The organism is Geobacillus kaustophilus (assembly GCF_000948285.1).
Taxonomy (GTDB): domain Bacteria; phylum Bacillota; class Bacilli; order Bacillales; family Anoxybacillaceae; genus Geobacillus; species Geobacillus thermoleovorans_A.
This window is the reverse complement of sequence record NZ_JYBP01000003.1, coordinates 1,486,885-1,510,121: the sequence shown is the minus strand read 5'-3', so window position 1 is coordinate 1,510,121 and position 23,237 is coordinate 1,486,885. Positions and strand designations below refer to the sequence as shown.

The 23,237-nt window shown below is 45.7% G+C and carries 18 protein-coding genes and 6 pseudogenes; 20 read left to right on the top strand and 4 right to left on the bottom strand.

Going from position 1 to position 23,237, the window contains the following annotated elements; all coding sequences use genetic code 11:
- Positions 1-3: 3 nt before the first annotated feature.
- From LG52_RS18920 to LG52_RS07855, 14 genes and pseudogenes are all read left to right on the top strand, one after another.
- A pseudogene (locus tag LG52_RS18920) lies at positions 4-114 on the top strand (urease accessory protein); the annotation flags it as partial.
- Positions 115-271: 157 nt separating this feature from the next.
- On the top strand, positions 272-1,186 hold the full coding sequence (locus LG52_RS07915) for a dihydrodipicolinate synthase family protein (protein WP_044731513.1): 915 nt from the start codon (positions 272-274) through the stop codon (positions 1,184-1,186).
- 76 nt (positions 1,187-1,262) lie between these two features.
- Positions 1,263-2,222, top strand: coding sequence for a U32 family peptidase (locus LG52_RS07910; RefSeq protein ID WP_044731512.1), 960 nt, complete (start codon positions 1,263-1,265; stop codon positions 2,220-2,222).
- A gap of 27 nt (positions 2,223-2,249) precedes the next feature.
- Entirely contained in the window at positions 2,250-2,570 is a 321-nt protein-coding gene (locus LG52_RS07905) for a UxaA family hydrolase (protein WP_044731511.1), read from the top strand.
- Positions 2,542-3,708, top strand: coding sequence for a UxaA family hydrolase (locus tag LG52_RS07900; RefSeq protein ID WP_044731510.1), 1,167 nt, complete (start codon positions 2,542-2,544; stop codon positions 3,706-3,708). Before LG52_RS07905 ends, LG52_RS07900 begins: the two co-directional genes overlap by 29 nt.
- A 101-nt stretch (positions 3,709-3,809) precedes the next feature.
- A complete protein-coding gene (locus LG52_RS07895) occupies positions 3,810-4,769 on the top strand; it encodes a sugar kinase (RefSeq protein WP_044731509.1) in 960 nt (319 codons plus the stop codon).
- A gap of 12 nt (positions 4,770-4,781) precedes the next feature.
- Positions 4,782-5,462: a bifunctional 4-hydroxy-2-oxoglutarate aldolase/2-dehydro-3-deoxy-phosphogluconate aldolase gene (locus LG52_RS07890; RefSeq protein WP_044731508.1), complete on the top strand. Its 681-nt coding sequence runs from the start codon at positions 4,782-4,784 to the stop codon at positions 5,460-5,462.
- Positions 5,443-6,591 (top strand): galactonate dehydratase, encoded by a 1,149-nt coding sequence (gene dgoD / locus LG52_RS07885; RefSeq protein ID WP_044731507.1) that lies wholly within the window; start codon positions 5,443-5,445, stop codon positions 6,589-6,591. Before LG52_RS07890 ends, dgoD begins: the two co-directional genes overlap by 20 nt.
- Positions 6,592-6,644: 53 nt before the next feature.
- The gene (locus LG52_RS07880) at positions 6,645-7,649 is read left to right on the top strand and encodes a C-terminal binding protein (protein WP_044733151.1); all 1,005 of its coding nucleotides are present in this window, start codon (positions 6,645-6,647) and stop codon (positions 7,647-7,649) included.
- Between the two features lie 17 nt (positions 7,650-7,666).
- Positions 7,667-7,864 (top strand): annotated as a pseudogene (locus tag LG52_RS20985) (aldo/keto reductase); the annotation flags it as partial.
- 188 nt (positions 7,865-8,052) lie between these two features.
- The gene (locus LG52_RS07870) at positions 8,053-9,744 is read left to right on the top strand and encodes a sigma-54-dependent Fis family transcriptional regulator (protein ID WP_044731505.1); all 1,692 of its coding nucleotides are present in this window, start codon (positions 8,053-8,055) and stop codon (positions 9,742-9,744) included.
- A 208-nt stretch (positions 9,745-9,952) separates the two neighbouring features.
- Positions 9,953-11,143: an iron-containing alcohol dehydrogenase gene (locus LG52_RS07865; protein ID WP_044731504.1), complete on the top strand. Its 1,191-nt coding sequence runs from the start codon at positions 9,953-9,955 to the stop codon at positions 11,141-11,143.
- A gap of 161 nt (positions 11,144-11,304) precedes the next feature.
- Positions 11,305-12,768, top strand: coding sequence for a CoA-acylating methylmalonate-semialdehyde dehydrogenase (locus LG52_RS07860; protein WP_044731503.1), 1,464 nt, complete (start codon positions 11,305-11,307; stop codon positions 12,766-12,768).
- A 226-nt stretch (positions 12,769-12,994) separates the two neighbouring features.
- Positions 12,995-13,597: a hypothetical protein gene (locus LG52_RS07855; RefSeq protein ID WP_197074541.1), complete on the top strand. Its 603-nt coding sequence runs from the start codon at positions 12,995-12,997 to the stop codon at positions 13,595-13,597.
- 56 nt (positions 13,598-13,653) lie between these two features.
- Here the strand turns inward: LG52_RS07855 and LG52_RS07850 are convergent.
- Positions 13,654-14,777, bottom strand: a pseudogene (locus LG52_RS07850) (IS701 family transposase).
- A gap of 97 nt (positions 14,778-14,874) precedes the next feature.
- Here LG52_RS07850 and LG52_RS07845 point away from each other — a divergent pair.
- A complete protein-coding gene (locus LG52_RS07845) occupies positions 14,875-16,065 on the top strand; it encodes an ISL3 family transposase (protein WP_044730474.1) in 1,191 nt (396 codons plus the stop codon).
- 189 nt (positions 16,066-16,254) lie between these two features.
- Here LG52_RS07845 and LG52_RS20980 read toward each other — a convergent pair.
- Positions 16,255-16,377, bottom strand: a pseudogene (locus LG52_RS20980) (IS701 family transposase); the annotation flags it as partial.
- A gap of 168 nt (positions 16,378-16,545) precedes the next feature.
- Here LG52_RS20980 and LG52_RS07840 point away from each other — a divergent pair.
- Both LG52_RS07840 and LG52_RS07835 read left to right on the top strand, forming a co-directional pair.
- Positions 16,546-16,716 (top strand): annotated as a pseudogene (locus LG52_RS07840) (IS256 family transposase); the annotation flags it as partial.
- Positions 16,717-16,953: 237 nt separating this feature from the next.
- Positions 16,954-17,952: pseudogene (locus LG52_RS07835) on the top strand (IS256 family transposase); the annotation flags it as partial.
- An 881-nt stretch (positions 17,953-18,833) separates the two neighbouring features.
- Here the strand turns inward: LG52_RS07835 and LG52_RS20135 are convergent.
- On the bottom strand, positions 18,834-19,373 hold the full coding sequence (locus LG52_RS20135; protein WP_044731106.1) for an IS630 family transposase: 540 nt from the start codon (positions 19,371-19,373) through the stop codon (positions 18,834-18,836).
- Positions 19,370-19,900, bottom strand: a complete 531-nt coding sequence (locus LG52_RS20130) for an IS630 family transposase (RefSeq protein WP_044731501.1) — start codon at positions 19,898-19,900, stop codon at positions 19,370-19,372. The genes LG52_RS20135 and LG52_RS20130 overlap by 4 nt, the downstream gene beginning before the upstream one ends.
- Positions 19,901-20,087: 187 nt before the next feature.
- Between LG52_RS20130 and LG52_RS07820 the strand changes: the two genes are divergently transcribed.
- Genes LG52_RS07820 through LG52_RS07810 form a run of 3 tightly spaced genes read left to right on the top strand, consistent with a single transcriptional unit; the run spans position 20,088 to position 23,050 of the window.
- Positions 20,088-20,870, top strand: a complete 783-nt coding sequence (locus tag LG52_RS07820) for an ABC transporter permease (protein ID WP_044731500.1) — start codon at positions 20,088-20,090, stop codon at positions 20,868-20,870.
- Between the two features lie 3 nt (positions 20,871-20,873).
- A complete protein-coding gene (locus LG52_RS07815; protein ID WP_156133413.1) occupies positions 20,874-22,388 on the top strand; it encodes a hypothetical protein in 1,515 nt (504 codons plus the stop codon).
- Positions 22,389-22,405: 17 nt separating this feature from the next.
- Positions 22,406-23,050, top strand: a complete 645-nt coding sequence (locus LG52_RS07810; protein WP_044731498.1) for an ABC transporter ATP-binding protein — start codon at positions 22,406-22,408, stop codon at positions 23,048-23,050.
- Positions 23,051-23,237 lie beyond the last annotated feature (187 nt).

The window sequence follows — 23,237 nt, the reverse complement described above, 5'->3', positions numbered from 1 at the left end:
TAGATGGGAGCGGGGGCAATTTCAACGTTAATAATAGGCCTGTTTTTAGGAATAAAGCATTCTTTGGAACCGGATCACGTAATAGCCGTCTCAACCATCGCGAGCAAAAGCAAAAGTTTTTTAGCGATCCCTATTATATTAGGCATCAAGCGCTTTAATAAAAAGGATATTGGAGTTTACAGCGGCAATCATAAGTATATGTCTTGGAGGATATTATTTATATTACCATATAACGGTATTTTGAAATTTAATATTGGAAGGGTGAAAACAAATGACGTATAAGTTTAAAGGCATCATTCCACCGGTCGTCACCTTATTCAATGAAGATGGGGATTTTGATTGGGAATCTAACTATCTTCTTGCCGATCACCTTATTCAACGGGGAGTTCACGGACTGCTCTATATGGGAAGTACAGGAGAGTTTTCATCCTTAACAATTGAGGAACGAAAAACTTTCACCGAAAAAATGGTGCGATATATAGATGGGCGTGTGCCTGTTTTAATTGGCACAGGATCCACATCATTAAAGGAGACTGTTTATCTATCGCAACATGCCGAATCTATCGGAGCTAGTGGTGTGCTAGTCGTCAATCCGTTTTATTGGAAATATACAGAGCGCCAACTATATGACTACTATACAAGCGTAGCGAGGAGCATTGATATTCCTTTGATTATATACAATATTCCTTTACTAACAGGACAAGACTTGTCCCCTGAGCTAGTGTTAAGGTTGGCATTGGATCAAGAGAATATCGTAGGGATTAAAGACACAACGGAGAAGTTAGAGCATATTCGACAATTGATCCGTATTGCAGAAAAGAGGGAAGACTTTTCAGTTTTCGCCGCTTTCGATGATCTTCTTCTTCCGTCCCTGCAAATGGGAGCTGCTGGCGGCATCAATGGTACAGCTGTTTTTTTGCCGGAGCTGTCGGTTCAATTATTCGAAAGCTTCATGGCTGGGCAATATGAAGAGACATTGAGGGTGAACGAGTCTATCTTGAAGCTTATGGCCATTTACGAGCTTTCGCAATCGCTGTTTATAGCCATTAAAGAGGCCGTTCATCAGCTTATTTTAGGCCGGCATACTGGTTGGCGGTTGCCTGTCAAGGAATGTGATGATTTGAAAAATAAGGTTCGATTATTTCTGAATAAAAATAATATTTATACGTATAAAGTGAAAAAATAGGCAAACTTGCTTTTTCTTCGTGCTGCCAGACCAAAACTAGTACTAAAAACTAGTACTAAATGAAAGGATGGTAAACATGTTTATGAAGGAAACGAGAGAGTTTCTTCAATCGCTAGGTTATCCAAGCGGCGATCTTTATGATCTGCCTACTTCTTCAAAACGGTTTCCTGACGGAGCGCAATACCGGATTGAAATTCCGAGTGTTGAGGGCCCGCGGGCTTTACAGGCTGTCCTCGAAGAGGCTGACCGCTTAGGGATCACGATTCACCGTGTATCACAAGGAAGCGGAATTATGCTGTTGACGGATGACGAAATTAGAGAAATGTGTGAGATGTGTGCCAGCCGAGGAATTGAGCTCAGCCTTTTCGTTGGCCCAAGAGGTACGTGGGATATTAGTGCGCTGCCATTCACTGCTTCCGGAAAAGCGGCGGGGCTTAGACATGAAGGAATGGATCAGTTAGTTTATGCCATTGAAGATTTAAAAAGAGGAGTCCATTTAGGGCTGCGGGGAGCTTTGGTGGCGGACGAGGGGTTGTTGCTTCTGACGAAGGAGATGAAAAAAAGCGGAATATTGCCGCAAAATTTTGTAGTCAAAGTGTCGGTCCAAATGATGGCATCCAATCCTGTATCCATTAAATTGATGGAGGAATTAGGCGCCGATACATACAATGTCCCAACGGCTTTAACCTTGCCGAAACTAGCGGCGATCCGCCAGGCGGTTGATATTCCACTTGATGTGTATGTCGAGGTGCCTGACGGATTTGGCGGATTCATCAGACATTATGAAATTCCGGAGATCATCCGTATTTTATCGCCCGTTTATATTAAATTCGGGTTACGCAACCACCCGGATGTTTACCCGTCTGGAAAACATTTAGAATCAGTGAACATCGAGCTTTGTCGGGAAAGAGTCCGGCGAGCCGCATTAGGAATGCGGATCATTGAGCAGTATTATCCTGAAGCCGTAACGTCGAAATTAGGAGCCGAAGGATTGGGTGTTCCGGTTGTGGATGCGCTGAAAAATGCCGAGGTTTAGACTACGCAGAAGGGAAGGAGCGATACGATGCCTTCTTACCGTTTCTTGATGCTAAATCCGAAAGATAATGTTGCCACTGCTTTGGATAATATTCCTGCCGGGAGTGTAATTAAAATAGCCTGCCAACATAAAGAGTACGAGATCAAAGTTAGGCAAAATATCGAGTTTGGACATAAGTTTGCGGTTGTTCCGATCAAAAAAGGCGAGGATATCTTGAAATACGGAGAGGTTATTGGGGTTGCCTCTAGCGATATTGCCGAAGGAGAGTATGTGCATATCCATAATGTCGAGGGGAAAAGAGGAAGGGGAGACAAGGAAAATGGAAACCGCTCAATTTTGGGGGTATAGACGTCCCGACGGCCGGGTGGGGGTTCGAAACCATGTGCTTATTTTGCCTACTATTGTATGTGCTACCCAAGCGGCGAGACAGGTAACAGAGCTTGTTCACGGTACGGTGTCTTTCATTCATCAACACGGATGCGCCCAAGTGGGGATTGATTATGAACAAACATTTCGCACATACGTCGGTATGGGAACGAATCCGAATGTATACGGTGTAGTGGTGATGGGGCTTGGCTGTGAAACCCACCAAGGGAGAAGTGTGGCCCAGGAAATTGCTAAAAGCGGTAAACCGGTTGAGCTAGTGTCGATTCAAGATCATGGCGGAACACTTGGCGCGATTGCCGAGGCAGCGAGAATTGCCACAAAAATGGTGCAAGACGCTTCTGCCCTAGTGCGCGAGCCGTTTGATATCAGTGAACTGATCGTAGGAACAGAGTGTGGGGGATCGGATGCGTGTTCGGGGCTTTCAGCCAACCCGGCGGTCGGTTATGTAAGCGATATGATCGTTGACCGAGGGGGAACGGTAATGTTAGCCGAGACAACAGAACTCATTGGTGCAGAACATCTTTTAGCCAATCGAGCGGTGAATGATCGGGTAGCGAAAAGAGTATATGAAGTTATTGAGGCGATGGAGAAACGAGCCATTATGATGGGAGTGGATATTCGCACCGGAAATCCGAGTCCCGGAAATCGAAAAGGGGGACTCACTACACTTGAGGAAAAATCACTCGGGGCAGCTGCTAAAGCTGGTACGAGACCTTTGCAAGAACTAATCGATTACGCCGAGCGGCCAACCAAAAAAGGGCTCGTTTGGATGGATACTCCGGGACACGACATTGAGCAGCTAACAGGAATGGTTGCCGGCGGGGCGCAAGTTGTTTTGTTTACAAGCGGGCGCGGCACACCGACTGGTTCACCGATCGCTCCCGTAATCAAAATCGCGACGAATACCCCGATGTTTGAAAAAATGAGAGAAAACATGGATGTGAATGCCGGAACAATCATCGAAGGAAAGGAATCGCTCGAGTCGGTAGGGAGAAGAATTTTTGATGAATTGCTTCTCACTGCCTCAGGAAAATTAACAAAATCCGAAATTTTAAAACAAAACGATTTTGGAATTTGGAGAATAGGGCCGACATTTTAAGAAAGTTATGTAAATAAAGTTCTTAATATTGCTAATTTTATTAGATATGGTCTTGACTTTTCCTCTTTACTGATGAAAGGGATTGCGCGGAGGGACTCGATGTGAAGGAACTTGATGTTGTAACATTCGGCGAGACAATGGTCTTACTTACTCCAGAACTGATGACGCCACTTGAATATAGCAGCCGTTTTTATAAACAGGTTGGGGGAGCAGAATCTAACGTTGCGATTGGATTACAAAGGCTAGGTCACTCCGTAGGCTGGTTCAGCAAATTAGGAAATGACCCATTCGGAAGGTATATCCATAAATTTGTTAGAGGTGAGGGAGTCGATACTTCCCGATGCATTTATACGAATGAAGCACCAACAGGCATTTTTTTTAAAGAGAAATACTCGTCTACAAATATAAGGGTCTATTATTACCGTAAAAACTCGGCAGCCAGTTTATTGTCTCCAGACGATTTAGATGAGGATTATATTGCTTGTGCGAAATTTCTTCATATCACAGGGATTACCCCCGCTCTTAGCTTGTCATGCCGGGAAACGGTTTTTAAGGCTATTGAAATAGCCAAAAAACATAAGGTGAAAGTTGTTTTTGATCCCAATATTCGACTGAAGCTATGGAAGATAGAGGAGGCGCGCTCCGTATTGCTGGAAATTGCTGCGGAGGCGGATATTATTTTGCCGGGGCTCGATGAGGGAGAATTGCTGTCTGGACGAAAAACTCCTGAAGAGATAGCTAGTTTCCTTGGAAAAGAAAAGCTGGTCGTCATCAAGCTGGGGGAGAGAGGGTCGTACTATCAGTTTGGAAACGAGAACGGTTATGTAAAAGGATTCCATGTGCCGCAGGTGGTAGACCCGGTAGGGGCTGGCGATGGATTTGCTGCCGGGATCATTAGCGGACTTTTGAGAAATGAGCCGATTCCTGATGCGGTGAAACGTGGAAATGCCGTAGGGGCTATCGTTGTAGGAGCAAACGGGGATGTCGAAGGGCTGCCAAGCAAGGAGGAGTTGGAAGAATTTATGAAGGGCGCCACATACCATAGAGATGTGAAGCGGTAAGGAGGAGATGTCATGGATAAGATCCTCAATCTGAATCGACTAAAAAAGTCCAAGTTGGTCGCGGTCATTAGAAAACCAAAACGGTCACAAATTTTTCAGATTGCAGAGGCCCTAGTAGACAGCGGGGTCGAAGCCCTCGAGGTGACGGTGGATACCCCTGGCAGTTTTGAGATCATTGCCGAGCTGAAGGAAAAATTTCAAACAAGGATCATAGTTGGTGCGGGGACAGTTCTTGATCCGGAAACAGCGAAAAGGGCCATTGAAGCCGGTTCGGATTTCATCTTTTCGCCAATTTTTGATAAGGAAACGGTTTATTTAACGAATCGGTATGGAAAAATTTCGATTCCTGGTGTAATGACGCCAACTGAAATTGTAAAGGCGTATCAAGCAGGTGCCGACCTCTTAAAGGTATTTCCTGCCAGTTCCCTAGGGCCTAGATATTTTAGAGAGCTAAGCGGACCGTTAGGCCATATTCCGCTGATGCCAACAGGAGGTATTTGCCTCGACAATGTAGCGGAGTTTATACAAAACGGCGCGGTAGCGGTAGGAGTAGGGAGTGCGCTGTTAGACAAGCAGGCAATTGAGGAAGGGCGTTTCGATGTTGTTAGAGAAACGGCAAGAGAGTTTGTGAAAAAAATAGAAAATGCAGCGGTTAAGAAGGGTGAAGACCAAGGTGAGGATTACGAAGTTTGAGACTTTTATCGTCCCTCCGCGATGGTTATTCTTAAAAATTAGCACCGATGAAGGGATTGCCGGTTGGGGCGAACCGATTGTCGAAGGACGGGCTAATACAGTAAGAGCAGCGGTCGAAGAGTTAAGCGAATATCTAATAGGAAAAGATCCGCTAAAGATTGAGGACCATTGGACCGTTCTTTACCGTGGAGGATTTTACCGTGGGGGACCGATTTTAATGAGCGCCATCTCGGGAATTGATCAGGCGCTTTGGGATATAAAAGGGAAATATTTTAATGCGCCTGTTCATCAATTGCTCGGCGGTCCGGTTCGTGATTCCATCCGGGTTTACAGTTGGATTGGGGGAGACCGTCCGAGCGATATCGCCGAGGCGGCTAAAAAAGCGAAGGAAGCGGGATTCACAGCTGTAAAAATGAATGCCACTGAAGAGTTTCAATATATTGATTCCCATAAAAAGATCGATGAGGCCATAGAGAGAATTGCTACAGTGCGGCAGGTGGCAGGTGAAGAGTTTGGCATAGGTATAGACTTTCACGGGCGCGTCCATAAACCGATGGCAAAAATTTTAGCGAAAGAGCTTGAACCGTATCATCCGATGTTTATTGAAGAACCTGTATTGCCAGAGCATAATGAAGCGTTAAGGGAAATTGCCAAGCACTCCAATATTCCTATCGCAACGGGAGAACGAATGTTTTCACGTTGGGATTTTAAAACGGTTTTATTGGAAGGATATGTAGATATTATCCAGCCAGACCTTTCCCACGCTGGCGGAATTACTGAAGTAAGAAAAATCGCCACGATGGCTGAAGCCTACGATGTTGCCCTAGCGCCGCACTGCCCGTTAGGCCCGATTGCCTTAGCGGCCTCTTTGCAAGTTGATGCAGTATGTTATAACGCTTTTATTCAAGAACAAAGCCTTGGCATCCATTATAATCAAGGGAACGATCTTCTCGATTATTTAGTAGACCCTTCTGTATTTGAATATAAAAATGGGTACGTCAAAATTCCTCAAGGACCTGGATTAGGGATAGAGATTAATGAAGATTATGTCAGAGAAATGGCATCAATAGGACATAACTGGAAAAACCCTGTTTGGCGTCATACAGACGGTTCAGTTGCCGAATGGTAGGAATGGTGAGTATTTTGCTTCTACAATTTAGCGGTCAACGGAGGGATAAAATGATGGAAAGATTTAAAGTAGTGGTTACCGACTATGAGTTTCAAACATTGACGCCTGAGCAAGAGGTGCTTTCATCGCTCAACGTTGACTTTGTGGCTGCACAGTGTCGCACAGAAGACGAGGTCATTGCCGTCTGCAAGGATGCCGACGCGATTATTAACCAATACGCTCCTATATCCGCAAAGGTAATCGCTAGCCTAGAGAAATGTAAAGTCATTTCTCGGTATGGAGTAGGTGTCAATACGGTCGATGTAGACGCTGCTACCCAAAAGGGGATTATTGTTGCTAACGTAACCGATTATTCAATAGATGAAGTGTCAGATCACGCCCTTGCTTTGCTGCTTTCGTTAGCCCGTAAAATTGTGAAGCTAAATAACGAAGTCAAAAATGGGATATGGAATTTTAATGTAGGCAAACCTATTTATCGGTTAAGAGGGAGAACGCTCGGTCTTGTAGGATTAGGGAGAATTCCCCAGGCGCTAGCTAAAAAGGCGCAGTCTTTCGGTTTAAATGTGATAGCTTATGATCCATATATTCCAAGGGAAGTGGCAAATCAGTTAAATATTCAATTGGTCGGGCTAAACGATTTATTCAAACAATCCGACTATATTTCTGTCCATGCTCCATTAACTAAAGATACAAAAGGGATGATCAGCGACGAACAGTTTAATCTTGCGAAAAAGGAACTCATCATTGTCAATACGGCGCGCGGCCCAGTGATTGATGAATATGCTTTAATTCGGGCTTTGCAAGACGGAAAGATCGCCGGTGCAGGGCTTGACGTTACGGAATATGAGCCAATCCAGCCCGACAATCCTCTTCTTAAGATGGAAAATGTGGTTATTACACCGCACGTTGCATGGTATTCAGAGGAATCCGAAAGTGAGTTAAAACGGAAAACAGCGCAGAACGTCGCCGATGTATTATCGGGATACTATCCAAGATATTTAGTAAATCCCAATGTGAGGGAGAAGGTACGTTTGAAAGCGAAAGAACTATATGTATAGGAAAATTAGTCTTCTAGATATTGCGCCAGCCAAACGTCGCCAGCGCCTTAATCGGCGCCAGCCGGCCGGAGCAAGTCGAAGAAAACGTCAAAGCCGTTGACGTTGCGCTCAGCGATGACGTGCTAGGGAAATTGAAGGGATTTTGGCGCAATCGAACGCGGAGACAGGCTGATGCCTGTCTCCGTGTCGCTTTACAGGGGGTGCTGGAGGAATAAGAGCCGTTGCGATAGGAAAATGATAGCATTAAGAGGCCGTCGCGGCGTCCGATATAGCAGCTTTTCCATCGCCCTGTTGCGGCGGGCTTCGGCTAGCGAGGTGGCTTGGCGCCGTTACAGAAAAGGAGGATTTTCCGCACTGGCGGCGAACGATACAAACAAGATCAAAAAAACAGGGAGGGGTGGCGATGGCCGCCGTTCGCCATACACCGGCCATCCTCCGGCATAACCAAGCGCTGCACGAGGCGATCCAGCTGTTGGCCGAGCATGGGATGGCTGCCGTCGATGTGACCGATGAGCATGGTCGACTAGTCGGGCGGTGCACATGGAGGATGCTGCTGCGGGCAGTAGCGGAGAAGATGGATTTGTCCATGGCTATGGATGATTTTTTGAAAGCGTTCCCTGGATTAGAAAAGGATGATCAGGGCGAGGAGGAAGCGGACAACATAGAGGTAGAGCTGGCACGACTAAGAGATGAGTTAGAGGAAGCCGAACGCATGGCCGAGACGATGAAAACCGTGTTGGATGTAGCGTATGAAGGAATTGCCGTGGTCGATCATAAAGGCATCATCCGGGAAATCAATCGGGCGTACTGCCAGTTTCTCGGCATTTGCCGGGAAGAAGCGGTCGGGAAGCATGTTACGGAAGTCATTGAAAATACACGGCTGCACATTTGTGTCCAATCCGGCATTCCAGAGCGCGGGTATATCCAAAAAATTTACGGCCAGCCGATGGTCGTGCACCGCATTCCGATCTGGCGCGACGGCAACGTGATCGGAGCAGTCGGGATGCTTATTTTCCAAGGAGTATCGGAAGTGTATGAAATTTTTCGGCGCCTGCAGGAGCTGTCGCGCGAGGCGAGCCGGAAGGAGAAGCAAGAGACGGGAGCGAAAAAGCAGGAGGAGATCGCCTCCGCCCCGAAAGGAATCGAGCGCATCATCGGCCGCCACCCGGCGATCGCCGCTGTGAAGCAGATGATCCGTCGGGCGGCGCGCGTGCCATCGACGGTCTTGATTACCGGTGAAAGCGGGACAGGAAAAGAAGTGGTGGCGCGGGCGATCCACGAAGCAGGACCTCATGCGGATGGACCGTTCGTCAGCGTGAACTGCGCCGCCATTCCTGAGTCGCTTTTGGAAGCGGAGCTGTTCGGCTATGAAGACGGGGCGTTCACCGGAGCGAAAAAGGGAGGCAAGCCTGGCAAGTTTCAGCTCGCCCATCGAGGGACGCTATTTTTAGACGAAATTGGTGATATGCCTCTTTCCATGCAAGCGAAAATTTTGCGCGTCCTTGAAGAAAAGAAAGTGGAGAAAGTCGGCGGGGTGGCCGGGACCGAGGTGGACGTCCGCATCATTGCGGCGACGAACAAGCCGCTTGAGGACATGGTGCGGGACGGAATGTTCCGGGAAGATTTGTTTTACCGGCTGAATATTATCCGCATCCATCTCCCGCCGTTGCGCGAGCGGAAAACCGATATCCCGGCGTTGTTGGCGCATCATATGGAGCGCCTTTGCCGGCAGTTTGGCGTCGTGCCGAAATCGTTTATGAAAGAGGCGATGGAGGCGCTGATCAGCTATTCATGGCCGGGAAACATCCGCGAGCTTGTCAATGTCGTCGAGTGGCTCATTAGCATGGCCGAAGGGGAGAAAATTGGCTGCGAACAGTTGCCGGCTTATTTGTTTACGGTGCAGCCAGCGGCCGCTCCATTGCCGAGTGACAGAGCGAAAATCGCAGACCAATGGAAGGAAATGGTCCATCAGTCTGAGCGGGAACGAATCGCTGCGGCGCTCGTCGCGGCCAACGGCAATAAGGCGGAAGCGGCAAGGAGACTAGGCATTCACCGGTCTACTTTATATGACAAGCTAAAAAAATACGGATTGTAAACAACGGCGGCCGCGCCGTTTTTTCTTTTCACTGCAGGCGGGAAATGGTGTCGGAAAAATGTTGGGTGGTGTAGAGATAATGTCGGGGGATTGTAGGGATGTGATTTCTATAGGACAGAAAATTCTCAACAGCAGCGCTTTTCTTATTTTGGAACAAAGTTTGCATATAGAATATGTTGAAAACGTTATTAAAGAAGGGGGAGAGACTGTGTACGAGTTGTTAGTGCCAAGCCGGGTTGTTTACGGGCGCGGAGCGCTTGGTGAAGTAGGCCGGCAGGCAAAGGCGTTGGGGACAAAGGTGCTCATCATCAGCGACCCGGTGATGGAGAACATCGGTCATGTCGCCCGCTGTGAGCAATATTTGCAGGAAGCGGGGCTGCCGTTTGCCAAGTATACGGGAGTCGACACCGAGCCGACGGACGTGCACGTCAGCGAGGCGCTTCACGTATGCCGGAGCGAACAATGCGATGTGATCGTCGCGATCGGCGGCGGCAGCAGCATCGACACCGCCAAGGCGGTAGCGGTCATGATGGCTAATGAAGGGACGATCAGCGACTATGTCGGCAACGCCAAGACGTTCACCCAAAAATCGCTGCCGCTCATTGCGGTTCCGACGACGGCCGGCACCGGTTCGGAAGTGACGAAAGTGACGGTCATTATCGATACAAAGACGGACGTCAAAATGATGATTTCCCAGCCGGCCCTGCTTCCGGCCGTGGCGATCGTCGACCCGCTCCTCACCGTCTCATGCCCGCCGTCGGTGACCGCCGCAACGGGTGTGGATGCGCTCTGCCATGCGATCGAAGCGTACATTTCAAGGCGCGCCCATCCGGTGACCGATGTGCTGGCGCTTTCAGCGATCGAAGCGATCATCGGCTATTTGCGCCGGGCGTATGAAAACGGCGAAGACATCGAAGCGCGGGAAAAAATGGCGATTGCCGCCATGAAAGCCGGCATGGCGTTCTCGAACGCCTCGGTGACGCTCGTGCACGGCATGTCGCGGCCGATCGGCGCGCTGTTCCACGTGCCGCACGGTGTATCGAATGCGATGTTGTTGCCTGGGGTGCTTGAGTTTACAAAAGACAGCGCCATCGAGCGATTGGCGGTCATCGCCCGCATCATCAAGCCACCGCTCCAAGACGTTTCCGACACGGAAGCGGCTGATGCACTCGTTGAGGAAGTGAAGCAGCTTTGCCGTGATTTGCGCATTCCGAATATGAAAACGTGGGGCATTGACAAAACGGCGTTTGACAAGGCGGTTGACAAAATGGCGGCTGACGCGCTTGCGAGCGGTAGTCCAGCTAATAATCCGAAAGTGCCGACCCATGAGGAAATTGTGGCATTGTACCATTATTGTTACGACTATCAGTACGACACAAATCCCATTAGCCACGGATAAGGCAATGCCCAAGCCGCTGGCGCGATCGATTCGCTGCGTAGGGAAGTACGCATCGTGCACGGTCGGCGATAAGGCATGCGGCGGGCGTTTGCATCGATTCGCCCGCTGGCGTGCCCTTGGCACTCTCTTATACTCGATTTTCTAGAAAGGTGGTTTCGTTCATGAGTTCTGTCACGGAAACAAAAACGTTGAAAAACTTTATTGGCGGCCAATGGGTCGCTTCGACATCTGGAAAAGAAGAAATCGTGCCGAATCCGGCAACGGGGGAAGTGCTGGCGAAAGTGCCGCTTTCCTCGCGCGAGGAGCTTGATGCGGCGGTGGCGGCCGCGAAAGAAGCGTTCCGCGAATGGCGCAAAGTGCCGGTTCCGCGCCGTGCCCGCATTTTGTTCCGCTGCCAGCAGCTGCTTGTCGAGCATTGGGAAGAACTTGCCCGCCTTGTGACATTGGAAAACGGCAAAGTGTACGAAGATGCGTACGGCGAAGTGCAGCGCGGCATTGAATGCGTTGAGTTTGCCGCCGGCATCCCGACGCTTATGATGGGCCAACAGCTGCCGGATATCGCGACGAACATCGAATCGGGCATGTACCGCTATCCGCTCGGCGTCGTTGCCGGCATTACGCCGTTTAACTTCCCGATGATGGTGCCGTGCTGGATGTTCCCGCTTGCCATCGCCTGCGGCAATACGTTCGTGTTGAAGCCGTCCGAGCGGACGCCGATGCTCGCCAACCGCTTAGCGGAACTGTTCACGGAAGCCGGCCTGCCGCCGGGAGTGCTCAATATCGTGCACGGAGCGCACGAGGTGGTCAACGGCATCCTGGAGCATAAAGACATTAAAGCCGTCTCGTTCGTCGGCTCGCAGCCGGTTGCCGAGTATGTGTACAAAACGGCCGCCGCCCACGGCAAGCGGGTGCAGGCGCTTGCCGGCGCGAAAAACCATTCGATTGTTATGCCGGACGCCGACCTCGACATGGCGGTGACCAACATCATCAACGCCGCGTTCGGTTCGGCAGGTGAGCGGTGCATGGCATGCTCCGTTGTCGTCGCCGTCGGTGATATCGCCGATGAGTTGGTCGAACGGCTCAAAGAAGCTGCCGACCGCATTCAAATCGGGAACGGACTTGACCAAGGCGTCTTTTTAGGCCCGGTCATCCGCGAGGCGCATAAAGAACGGACGATCAAATATATTGAAATCGGCGAAAAAGAAGGGGCGTTCCTTGTCCGCGACGGCCGCCGCGACTCGGCGACAAGCGGAAAAGGCTATTTTATCGGCCCGACGATTTTCGACCATGTCAAGCCGGGCATGACGATCTGGACGGATGAAATTTTCGCTCCGGTCTTGTCGGTCGTCCGCGCCCGCGATTTGGACGAAGCGATTGAGATCGCCAACCGGTCGGAATTCGCCAACGGCGCCTGCATCTACACGGACAGCGCCAAAGCGATCCGCCAGTTCCGTGAAGAAATCGATGCCGGCATGCTTGGTGTCAACGTCGCTGTCCCGGCGCCCATGGCGTTCTTCCCGTTCTCAGGCTACAAAAACTCGTTTTACGGCGACCTTCACGCCAACGGCCGCGACGGCGTCGAGTTTTACACGAGAAAGAAAATGGTGACGGCGAGATATCAATAGATAAACAATGAAGCAGCCTGCTCGGACTGGGCTGCTTTTTTGCGTGTTCGCTTGTTTGAATCATTTTCAGATCAGTGAGGGCGTTTTCTTTTTTGGAGGTCCGCCATCTCGTGTCGGTATTCCGCCAAAAAATGACGGGGTTCCGACACCATGTTGGCGGTGAAGGAGAGGAAAAGTGGAGCTATAATTAGGTTGAACGGAGAAAGAACTTGTGGAGGGGATGAAAATGTTTAAAGTAAAGATTGCTGGAATGGGAAAAGCTGTTGGGTCACTAAAAGTAAAGAGTGAAGAATTAGAAGAACAAATGAATGTTACAAGCGGTTGGATTGTTAAGGCAACAGGTATTGATTCTAGACATTATGTGAATTTTGAAAATGGAGAAAATGCGTTAACACTGGGTATAAAAGCTGCTAAGCAGGCAATTAAAAATAGTGGGATTGATCCGAAACAGATTGATTGTATAATTGGTGCGAATGGTTCTCCATTACAGGCCATTCCGTGTGGAGCTAGTTTATTTCAGCGAGAATTAGGTTTGGGCGATTCAGGAATTCCGTGTTTTGATGTTGATACGACGTGCTATAGTTTCGGATTAGCTTTATTTGTGGCTGCTAATCTTATTCATAATCAAGTCTACAATCGCATCTTAATCATCAGTTCAGATGCTCCAAGTCCAACATTGCCAAAAACTTCTAATGAGGTAAGGGCTTTATTTGGAGATGGGGCTGCTGCTGCGATTGTTACTAAATCAGAAAAGGATGAAAAAAGTGCTCTTCATCATTATCAAAATGCAAACTTACGGATCGGGAGCCGATTTAACTTGCGTCTGTAGTTGAGCAATTTTTATAACAATAATTACCATGTAAAAAGAGACAAACAGGGTACCCCTTATGCCACGTGGAGCTGTGTTTTCACGGCGTCAATAGGAATATTTTGTTTTGCTGCGCTGTAAATGAACTCCACGAGGCTATGTCCTTTTCTCTTGCGCAGGAGATCGAGCCCATCCGAAAAATCACAGTTGGACTCGAACATACTGTACACGTAAGTCAGCTGCACCAAGATCCAATACCGTTTCACCGTCCGACGCCCGCGAACGCGGTATCCATCGAGTTTCAGCTGATCTTTCGCTTGTCGAAAAAAGCATTCGATCGACCAACGCTCGGCATAGCAGCGCAAGATGTCTTCGTCGCTTAACTCCCGATCAGTGCTCAAGACGCAATGAAGATGTTCGGGTGTCATCGGTTGATCGGCTTTCCAAACCAGCAGCACCACCGCATCATCGAGACCGTTGAGCGCTCCTTCGCAGCGATAGACGCGATAACGCTCTTCTCCCACCGTGACGAGGCGAGTGTCGTCTGGTTCGATGGAGCGGCTCAACTGCTTCGCTTGAACGGCGATGCCGTTCGGATAGAGAATGCGGTTCGTTTTGAGCATCGCGATGACATGGAATCCTTTTTTCAGACAAGCTTCCACGAGCGCTTTCGATGGATACCACGAATCCATCAGCACATAAACGGGACGGCGTACATCCAACGAAGAAAGCATCTCGATCGCAAGTTCCCCCTTGCTTTTCCCAACCGCCTTGTCGTAGAGGCGGAACGCAAAGGGAAACGCTTGGGTTGCAGTATGAACCATAAGCCAAACAAGAGAATGTCCCCCGATCGACTTTTTCTCTGTATGAGAATAGTGCCAATCATACCCTTGAATGGCGTTTGTTGCCGTGGCGAGGGCTTCGTTTTTTGGCAAATCGCATCGTCAATCGAAACAAAAAGGGGTTGATTCTCTCGTTTCGCGCTTCGTTCGACGCGACGAAGGATCCACTGCTGGAGTTTGCGAAGCAGCGTTTCTTCCTCCCAAGGGCTTTTCGTGAAAAAATGGCTGAGTGTCGTTCGATGATTGGGGTGAAAGCTCCCGTGATGAAGATCGGTCAACGTTCCCGAAAAGCCCTTTGTGATCATCGCATCCACGATATGAACAAGATGCTTTAGGACAGGCTTTGAAAAATGGTTCATCACCAAATTTTGTGATTTAGTGACAAAAAAGAGAAAGCACTGACGAGATCCTGGCAATAATGTTAGCGGTGAAATAAACATTAAGGAGGTCTCGTAAGTGCTTTCTATACCACTAGGATTGCCAGAATTTAAAGTGATTAAACAAGAACTTCTTTCCTATGGTTATGCGATTCATGTAGAGAAAACAGAGACACAGGAACGTTGCCCTCATTGTGGGTTTGCCACTTCCTCTGTCCACGACAGACGGACAAGAAAAGTACGGGATTTGGCGATTTTCCATCAACCGGTGTACTTGTTCATAAAGGTAAAGCGCTATCGGTGCTGGAATTGTTCTCAAGTGTTTTCCGCCTCTTTGGAATCGATTCCACCCAATCAACACTACACCAATCGATTTTGTGAGTACTTGTATGAACTTTGCGAAGGCTCCACCATTCAAGAGGTTAGCCGAAAGCACCGCATCCCATATACAACATTGGAACGCATTTATTACTCCATCGCATCGAAAAAAGCAAAAGAGCGTCAAACAGCGATAGAAGCATCTTCTCAAGAAGGAATGGTGCTTAGTTTAGATGAAATCGCTGTAAAAAAGGGACATCAGTATGAAACTGTATTGATGGATGCCAGAGCCGGATCGGTCATGGGAATGCATGCCGATCGCCAATGTGACTCCGCCATCAACTTGTTGAGCCAAAATATCCTGTCGAAAGAAATGGTCCAAACGGTGATTCTTGACATGTGGGAACCTTATCATAAGGCGGTTCGCGCCCTGTTTCCATCTGCTTCGATTGTCATCGATAAGTACCATGTGGTTCAAAAAGTGACACAAGCCTTGGATCAAGCAAGAAAGGAATTTTCTCCATTGAAAAAGGCTCGATATCTTCTCTTGAAAGGCTGTGAAAAGCTTCGTAAGGACCAACGGCTTCGATTAGACGATATCTTGGAGGAGTATCCGGCACTTTCCATTGCTTATTATCTGAAAGAGTTGTTTCGGGATTTTTACCGAACCGATGGATATCATGAAGCAAAGGAACGCTTGGAAGAATGGATTCAGTTAGCCAAACAGAGCCCTTTTGCTTCTTTTCAGAAAGCAGCCAACACGCTTGAAAGGTGGAAGGAGCCTATTCTTTCCTACTTTTTGTGCCCATATACGAATGCCCGAATTGAGGGGACGAATCACAAGATCAAAAACATCAAACGCCGGGCATATGGCTATCGAAATCTAGAACGGTTTCGTTTGCGTGTATTTCTGGAGTGTACAGGGAACACTACAGGCAGTCAGGCTGCTTAAGCGCTCCCTTCTTCCGCTATCGGTATGATAGTTGGTAGAATGGAACCCGTCAAGGAAAGCACTTGACTGTTTCCATTCTACCAACTTCGTGGTCTGTATGCGGAAGAAGGATCCTGACTGATGAACCTATTTCATCCAGCTAACATGTCTCTAGGATTGAGTAGAAATCACAGAAAATGGTGAAGACCCTGAAAAATAAAGAGCCAACCCCAGCGTCGTGAAAAACTTGTGGATTCCTTGATGATGTGCGAATCTATTCATGAGACATGAACCTCCTTGTGAATGGTTTGATGACACATCTATTCTAACCAAGGAATCGGGTTCATGTCTCCTTTTTTGTTTTGATGTAAATTTATGTTAGTGATTTTGCTCATCTGATGATGTATAAAATTTTGTGTCAAGCATTTGGCTAGACCAAAAGAAAAAGGTAGGGTATTCTCTGATTTGGCCAAAAATCTTAGAGAAAGGAGAACCCTACCTATGTCTAAAAGTATACCGAATTTAGACTGGCTCAATCAACTGGAAAACACCATTCGTCAGTTTGTAAAGGAAAAATTAGAGTTGATCATGAAGGAAGAAATTCAGAGTTTCCTCGAAATTGAACAGAAGGGAACGTCGAATAGAAGAAACGGCTATTACCATCGAAACCTATATAGATGCAACGAAGAAGTTTAACATATCCTTGACGGAAAAGCGGTTTGCCCATTTTCGACTGTCGGAGGCAAGCCACAGGCTTGCCTCCGTCACGCCAAGGCGTGACGGAAGACCGAACAACCGCCTGCTTCACAGACCCATATATGGGTCTGGAAGCGGCGTTGTTCGGTCGCCCGACAGTCGATCAAATACTCGGGAAAAACTACAAATGGTAAAGCTTCAAATTGCATCTATATAGATACGCAGTATGGTCGTATTGAAGGCCTTTCTGTCCCAAGAGACCGAAACGGGGAATTTCAAACGCAGTTGTTCCCCCCTTACCAACGCCATACCGGCTGGCTCGAGGAAGCCGTCATCAAGATGTATCAAAGTGGGATGAGTACGCGTGAAATTGGCAAGTTTATCGAACGAATTTTAGGAAATGCCTACTCACCAACAACGATTAGTCATATCACGGATGTGGTAAAGGAAGACATTGCGAAATGGCACACACGTCCTCTACAAAAGCGATATTCGGTCTTATATTTGGATGGGGTGTACGTGAAACTTCGTCGAGATACGGTAGAAAAAGAGGTCATTTATGTCGTGTTAGGTGTAAACGAAGAAGGGTATCGTGAAATTCTCGACTTCTTCGTAGGAGGACAAGAAAGTGCCTATGGGTGGCAAGAGATCCTCCACAATCTCTACAAGAGAGGATTACAGGAAGTACTTCTTGGTGTATTCGATGGCCTTCCGGGACTGGAGGAAGCCTTTAAAGCCGTTTATCCGAAAGCCGATGTGCAGCGCTGTGTCGTTCACAAAGTACATAATACCTTAAATCGTGTTCGGAAAAAAGATCAATTTGAAGTGGCAGAGGATCTCAAACTGATTTATCGCGCACCGAATAAGGAGATGGCGTTACAGATGTTTCAACAGTTTGAGTCGAAATGGTCCAGCAAGTATCCGAGAGAAGTCCAATCTTGGGCCAATGAGTTGGATGTCCTCCTTACATTTATGGATTATCCAAGCAGTATTCGAAGTGTGATTTACACGACCAATGCCATTGAACGAACGATCAAAGAGATTCGGAAACGTCTAAAGCCGATGAACAGTTTGAGTAGTTTAGAAGCCGCTGAAAAAGTCGTGTATTTGACCATCCAAGATTTTAATGAGAAATGGGCAGGGCGAAAGTTGCGAGGATTTGCCGAAGCACATGAAGCCCTTCAACGAATGTTTGAAGAACGTTATAATTAACCAAATAATGTAAATCAATGAGATAAGGGGGATTCTCTCTTTCCACACAGGAGACTGAATATTCAGTCTCCTGTGTGGAGGAAACCAGTCTTCCCCTCTATTCTAAATCTATTTCAGAGATACCCTATCTATCTTACATTACACAAAATTCTTGACGGTACCGCTCATCTACAGTATAATGAAAATATACCAAAATTTTAAAAGGATGGTGGTTTTAGATAAAGAAAAAGTTAGTAGTTCTAAGTCTATCTGTAGGATTAGTGGCATTCGGTGGAGCAGTACAAGCAGGTTCTAGTTGGTCGAACTACAACACAACTGTTGGAAAATTTAACGGGAGTGGGTACACAGGTTACCAGACAAAAGCTTCTTCTGGTACATATGGCGAATTGAATTCATCTGTAGTCGGCGGCTCATACACTGTTGATGCAAGAATGCAGGCAAGTTCCGGCACAGGTTCTTGGGTCAGAAGTGTTACTGATAATGATTATCGAACTCTACCAAACTCTGTTCCAAGTGGATTGAGTGCGCGAGTCGAATTCAGCAACGATATCACAACACCAGTAGATGTTCAAGTATCAGGGACATGGAGAAGTAATTGACTATATACATGCAACTGGGGTGTTTAACCACGAGCGTTGATTATTCATTATTTTACTAAAAAATATAGAATCCTATGGCTGAACACAAGCTTTTCTGCCTTTTCCCTCGAACAAGAACGCCGGCGGGCAAATGTCATTTGCCCGCAAAGCGTTCATTGTTCGAGGAGGGCATGCGTACAGCACGCCCAGTCGGCAAACGTACCGTTTGCCGACAACGGCAGAAAAGATAGGAATAGAGCGATGTCAACTATATAAATGCACCTTGAAAAGTTAACTTTTCGATTACGCGGAACACCCCAAGCGCCGCAACACTTCCTCCGGGCGTTCCTGAATGTAATGAGCAAATCGTTGAACCGCTTGCACGATCTCGTGGCGGTCTTTGTGAAAGGCGTTGGCGATCATCGTATCCTTCAGCCATTTCCACAAACGCTCGATCGGGTTGAGCTGCGGCGAGTAGGGAGGCAGATACAGGAAATGAAAACATTGTCCTTCTTCTCGCAAAAAGTCCTTCACCATTCGAGCGTGATGAATCCGGGCATTGTCCAAGACGAGCGCAATGATCCGGTTGGGATGCCGCTCTTTGAGCAGGCGCAAGAAATCCAAGAACGTCGCGGCGTTGGCGGCTTCTGTTTGGTGAAGCACGATGTCCCCATCGTGGACGTTCACCGCGCCAAATACCGAAACATGGGCATGATGGCCGAATGTCGGCACACGTTTTTGACGGCCGACCTCGGACCAAGTGGATCGCAAGACATGATAAGAGCGGATATGCGTTTCATCGATGTACAGAAGAACGGCATCTTCTGTCTCCTTGGTGATCAAGTTTTTTTTATCAAATCCATTTGCTTTTCAAATTGCTTTTGCTCATCCGGATTCCCTTTCGCCAGCGTGTACGTAGGGCGAGTCCATGACAGACCTTGACGGTGCAGGAGTTTTCGCAGCGCTTCACGGGAAAGGCAAACACCAAAGTGCTTTTCGACATAGGATTGCAGGAGTTTGGTGTTCCAGGCCGAAGCGACGTCCCAGCCCAGTTCCGCGGGAGTGGTGGTCAACACAAGCTGTTTGATCTCTTCCTGCTGTTCTTCGGTGAGAAACGGCTCCCGTCCAGGGGCGAAATCCCGATGAAGCAAGAGCTCCAGACCGCCTTCGTTGAACAGCGACACATAATGGGAAACGGTTTGTCGGCACACGTTGACCATGGAGGCCGCCTCTTTGCCCAAATAACCTTCCATGACCAAACGAACCGCCATCACCCGTTGGCGAAGAAGCGCGTTTTTGATTTTCCGTTCCTGTTTGCGAAGCGTCCGTGGCGTCCATCCGTGATCATGGGTGATGTTGAGACGTTTCATGAATGATCCCGCTCCTTTTCCATAGGTTTCCTTAGGAACAGGATAACCGGAGTGTGCATCGGTTATACGAAGGTTAACTTTTTAATGAGCATGTATATAGTTTTTATTAGTTAATCAATACGCCTGGAGTTTAACTTATTTTTTCGACTGTCGGAGTCAAGCAAAAGACTTGTAAGAGGTGAAATAGATGTTGCGTAATCAATTATTAGTAGAGCTGAAAAGAGCGTGTACAATAAAAAATTTATTAATGTGGTCAGCTATTATTCTTCTTTTACCAACTATAAGATTTTGTATGATAAGTGAAGGGTATCAGTTTTATAAACCAGTTGAAGTATTTCAAGAGATAGTATCAGCGATTATTCCGTTGCTTTTTCCTGCTCTAGTTATTATCATTTACCTTCCTTCCTTTTTACAAGAGCAAAGGAATAAATTTATTACGTATACTCGTACTAGAGTTTCATTAAATATTTATATACTTAGCAAAGGACTAACAAACGCTTTGTTGACGGGATTAGTTATATTCTTGTTAATTTTCCTCCCGTTTGTTTTCATAATGTATTTGGAACCAAATTTAGGAATAATTCTTTATACTCCTATAGATAAGAATGTACATATACCTAACGTAACTTTTTCACATCTCTTATTGTATGGAGATTTAACATATGGATTGATTTATTCGTTGTGGGTTTCTATAAATGGGGTAGTTTATTCTACTATTGCCTTCATGTTATTGCTCAACTTAAACAATCCGTTTGTTGCTCTATCGATTCCGTTTCTTTTTTATCATGTTTTCAACTTCGTAACTGGTGTGCTCAACATACCAATGTTTTCGCCACTTAGTACTATTTTTCCATTCAATATTGAAGAACAGCCTTTATGGACAGTACTGGTGCCGTTTTTATTTCTACTAATCGTTTTGATAGTGCTCTTTGTATTCTCGGCGCGAAACCAAAAAGAATGGATGATATAAAGTATGAAACAAGGAATTTTTCGTATGAAATATCTTGAAGATGTAATTAGCGTTAAATGGCTAGTGGTAGGAGTTATTTTTTACTTTTATAGTGTTATGCTGAAAAACGAAATTGTTAAGGTTGCTTACGAAAAAAAAGTATATTTTAATAATTGGGATATTACTTTACGTTTACTTAATGATATGTACCTTATTGTCTATTTCATTATCCCAATTGTGTTATTTTTTTCAATAAGGTCTATTTTTATGAATTTTGATTACCAAATTTTAATTCGTTTAGGATCATTCAAAAAATGGGTGTACAATTCTCTTAAGCACTTTTGGATGAGAATTTCCCCTTTATTGATCTTATGGGTGTTTGTATCACTGTTTATGACAATTGGCTTTCCTTATTCATGGGATTGGAGCCAGCTTAGCAAGACAAAACATTTTACTAATACTATTTATGAGTTAGTAAAATTCTTTGGGACACCAATATCTGCATTCGCAGCTCAGTTGATTTTATTAATGTTAATATTTTCGTTGCTACATATAGTTTTCGCAACTGTATATGTATTAACGAAAAGCAAGTATTTCATGCTTTTCATTAGTGTAATTTTTTTTCTTGGAAACATTATGGGATTCAAGTTATTACCTAGGGAAGTTGCTTTTCTGTCGCCAACAACTTTTTTTTCAATTGCCAAAGGAGTTAATACTTTCGGTTCCCCAATCTTAAGCTATGTTGTTATAATTGTAGTTCTCATCTTTTTAATCCTATTTTTGCAAGTGTTAGATGTAAACAAAACAGCATATATTCAATCAATAAAGTCATATATACCGATTGTGATTTATTTTTTTCTGTGCATAGTAGGTATAAGTGCAACAGCTCGATCATTGACCAAATCTGCTGATGTAACCATTTGGGATGTTTGGGCGATGTCTTTTATCGGGGTTAGTGCTCAACGTTTCGCGTATATTCCTTTTTTCTTTTATTTAATAGTATTCTTTGGATTCATTTATTTGGTTCAATTGCTTTTTCTAAGCAATGAGATTGAGCAACTAGGTTACTATAAAATTATTCGCTTTAGGAGTTTAAACAAATGGTTTTGGAGTTGGATGCGGGAATTATTAACGATAACCATTTTCTTTCTATTCGTATTGATGGGGCTTTCTCTAGCGTTAGCTGTTTGTTTTGGAGCGAATACCGACTTTTATATGACAATACTTTCGAATCCGCTATATGAAGTTATCTATCACTTCTTTATCAATGGTTTCTTACAGATTGTTTTTTATATAATCTTGATTTTTATTGTTTCTTGGATAAGCAAGGAATCGATATATGGTGTGCTTTTAGTAAGCCTATTCACCATTCTAATGCTTCCAGGTGTTAATGTGGTAGGTATAATACCAGTAGGACTGAATGGCATCGTTTACTTAGCAGATTATTCACCGTACCACTTAACATTTATTCTAATTATAATGAACACTATTGCATTTCTTGTAGTGAATTACCTGTTTAAACAAAGTTTAAAAATATAAATGGGTGGGATGAAAGCATGTCTATTATTTCGTTAAAAAACGTAAGTAAATCTTATAAGGGATTAACTCTTTTTGAAGGTGTTAACTTGAATGTAGAAAAAGGAAAAATATATGGCATTGTAGGACCGAATGGTTCTGGTAAATCCGTTCTATTTAAGATGGTATGTGGATTTGTGTTCCCAGATGAAGGAACAATTATTGTTGATGGGGTAGAGATAGGAAAAAGTAAGAGATTCCCAGAAAATATCGGTATTATTATAGATCGTCCAGGTTATATTGCGAATAAAACCGGGTTTCAAAATTTAAAGGAACTAGCAATGATCAGAGGGAAAATCAGCGATGATAAGATTTTCGAAACAATGGAGATCGTTGGATTGCAACCGAAAGCCAAACAAAAGGTTAAGCATTACTCTTTAGGTATGAAGCAGAAATTAGCTATTGCTCAAGCAATTATGGAAGATCAACAAATACTTATACTAGATGAACCATTCAATGCTTTGGATGCAGAAAGCGTAGATAGGATTCGAAATCTATTACTATCTTTCAAGAATGAAGGGCGTACAATTTTACTTACAAGTCACAATCAGGAAGATATTAATATTCTTTGTGACCACGTGTTTCGCATCAATAAGCATAAACTAGAACATGTTGAACTGTTGTAAATTTGCAAATTATTTGTTTTGCATCACGAGTGTTGATTATCCATTATTTTACTAAAAAACTGTAGTTGAGCATTTTTCATAACAATAATTACCATACAAAAAGAGACAAACAGGGTACCCCTTATGCCACGTGGAGACATTTTTTTATGGATCTTCACCACAAAGTGTACTTGACAAATAAAGACGA

Coding starts and splice junctions, on each gene's coding strand:
- LG52_RS07870 (WP_044731505.1), top strand. CDS start 8,053: ATGGCCGCCGTTCGCCATACACCGGCCATCCTCCGGCATAACCAAGCG.
- LG52_RS07810 (WP_044731498.1), top strand. CDS start 22,406: ATGTCTATTATTTCGTTAAAAAACGTAAGTAAATCTTATAAGGGATTA.
- LG52_RS07880 (WP_044733151.1), top strand. CDS start 6,645: ATGGAAAGATTTAAAGTAGTGGTTACCGACTATGAGTTTCAAACATTG.
- LG52_RS07890 (WP_044731508.1), top strand. CDS start 4,782: ATGGATAAGATCCTCAATCTGAATCGACTAAAAAAGTCCAAGTTGGTC.
- LG52_RS07815 (WP_156133413.1), top strand. CDS start 20,874: ATGAAACAAGGAATTTTTCGTATGAAATATCTTGAAGATGTAATTAGC.
- LG52_RS07900 (WP_044731510.1), top strand. CDS start 2,542: ATGGAAACCGCTCAATTTTGGGGGTATAGACGTCCCGACGGCCGGGTG.
- LG52_RS07820 (WP_044731500.1), top strand. CDS start 20,088: ATGTTGCGTAATCAATTATTAGTAGAGCTGAAAAGAGCGTGTACAATA.
- LG52_RS07915 (WP_044731513.1), top strand. CDS start 272: ATGACGTATAAGTTTAAAGGCATCATTCCACCGGTCGTCACCTTATTC.
- LG52_RS20130 (WP_044731501.1), bottom strand. CDS start 19,900: ATGAAACGTCTCAACATCACCCATGATCACGGATGGACGCCACGGACG.
- LG52_RS07855 (WP_197074541.1), top strand. CDS start 12,995: ATGTTTAAAGTAAAGATTGCTGGAATGGGAAAAGCTGTTGGGTCACTA.
- LG52_RS07910 (WP_044731512.1), top strand. CDS start 1,263: ATGTTTATGAAGGAAACGAGAGAGTTTCTTCAATCGCTAGGTTATCCA.
- LG52_RS07905 (WP_044731511.1), top strand. CDS start 2,250: ATGCCTTCTTACCGTTTCTTGATGCTAAATCCGAAAGATAATGTTGCC.
- LG52_RS07860 (WP_044731503.1), top strand. CDS start 11,305: ATGAGTTCTGTCACGGAAACAAAAACGTTGAAAAACTTTATTGGCGGC.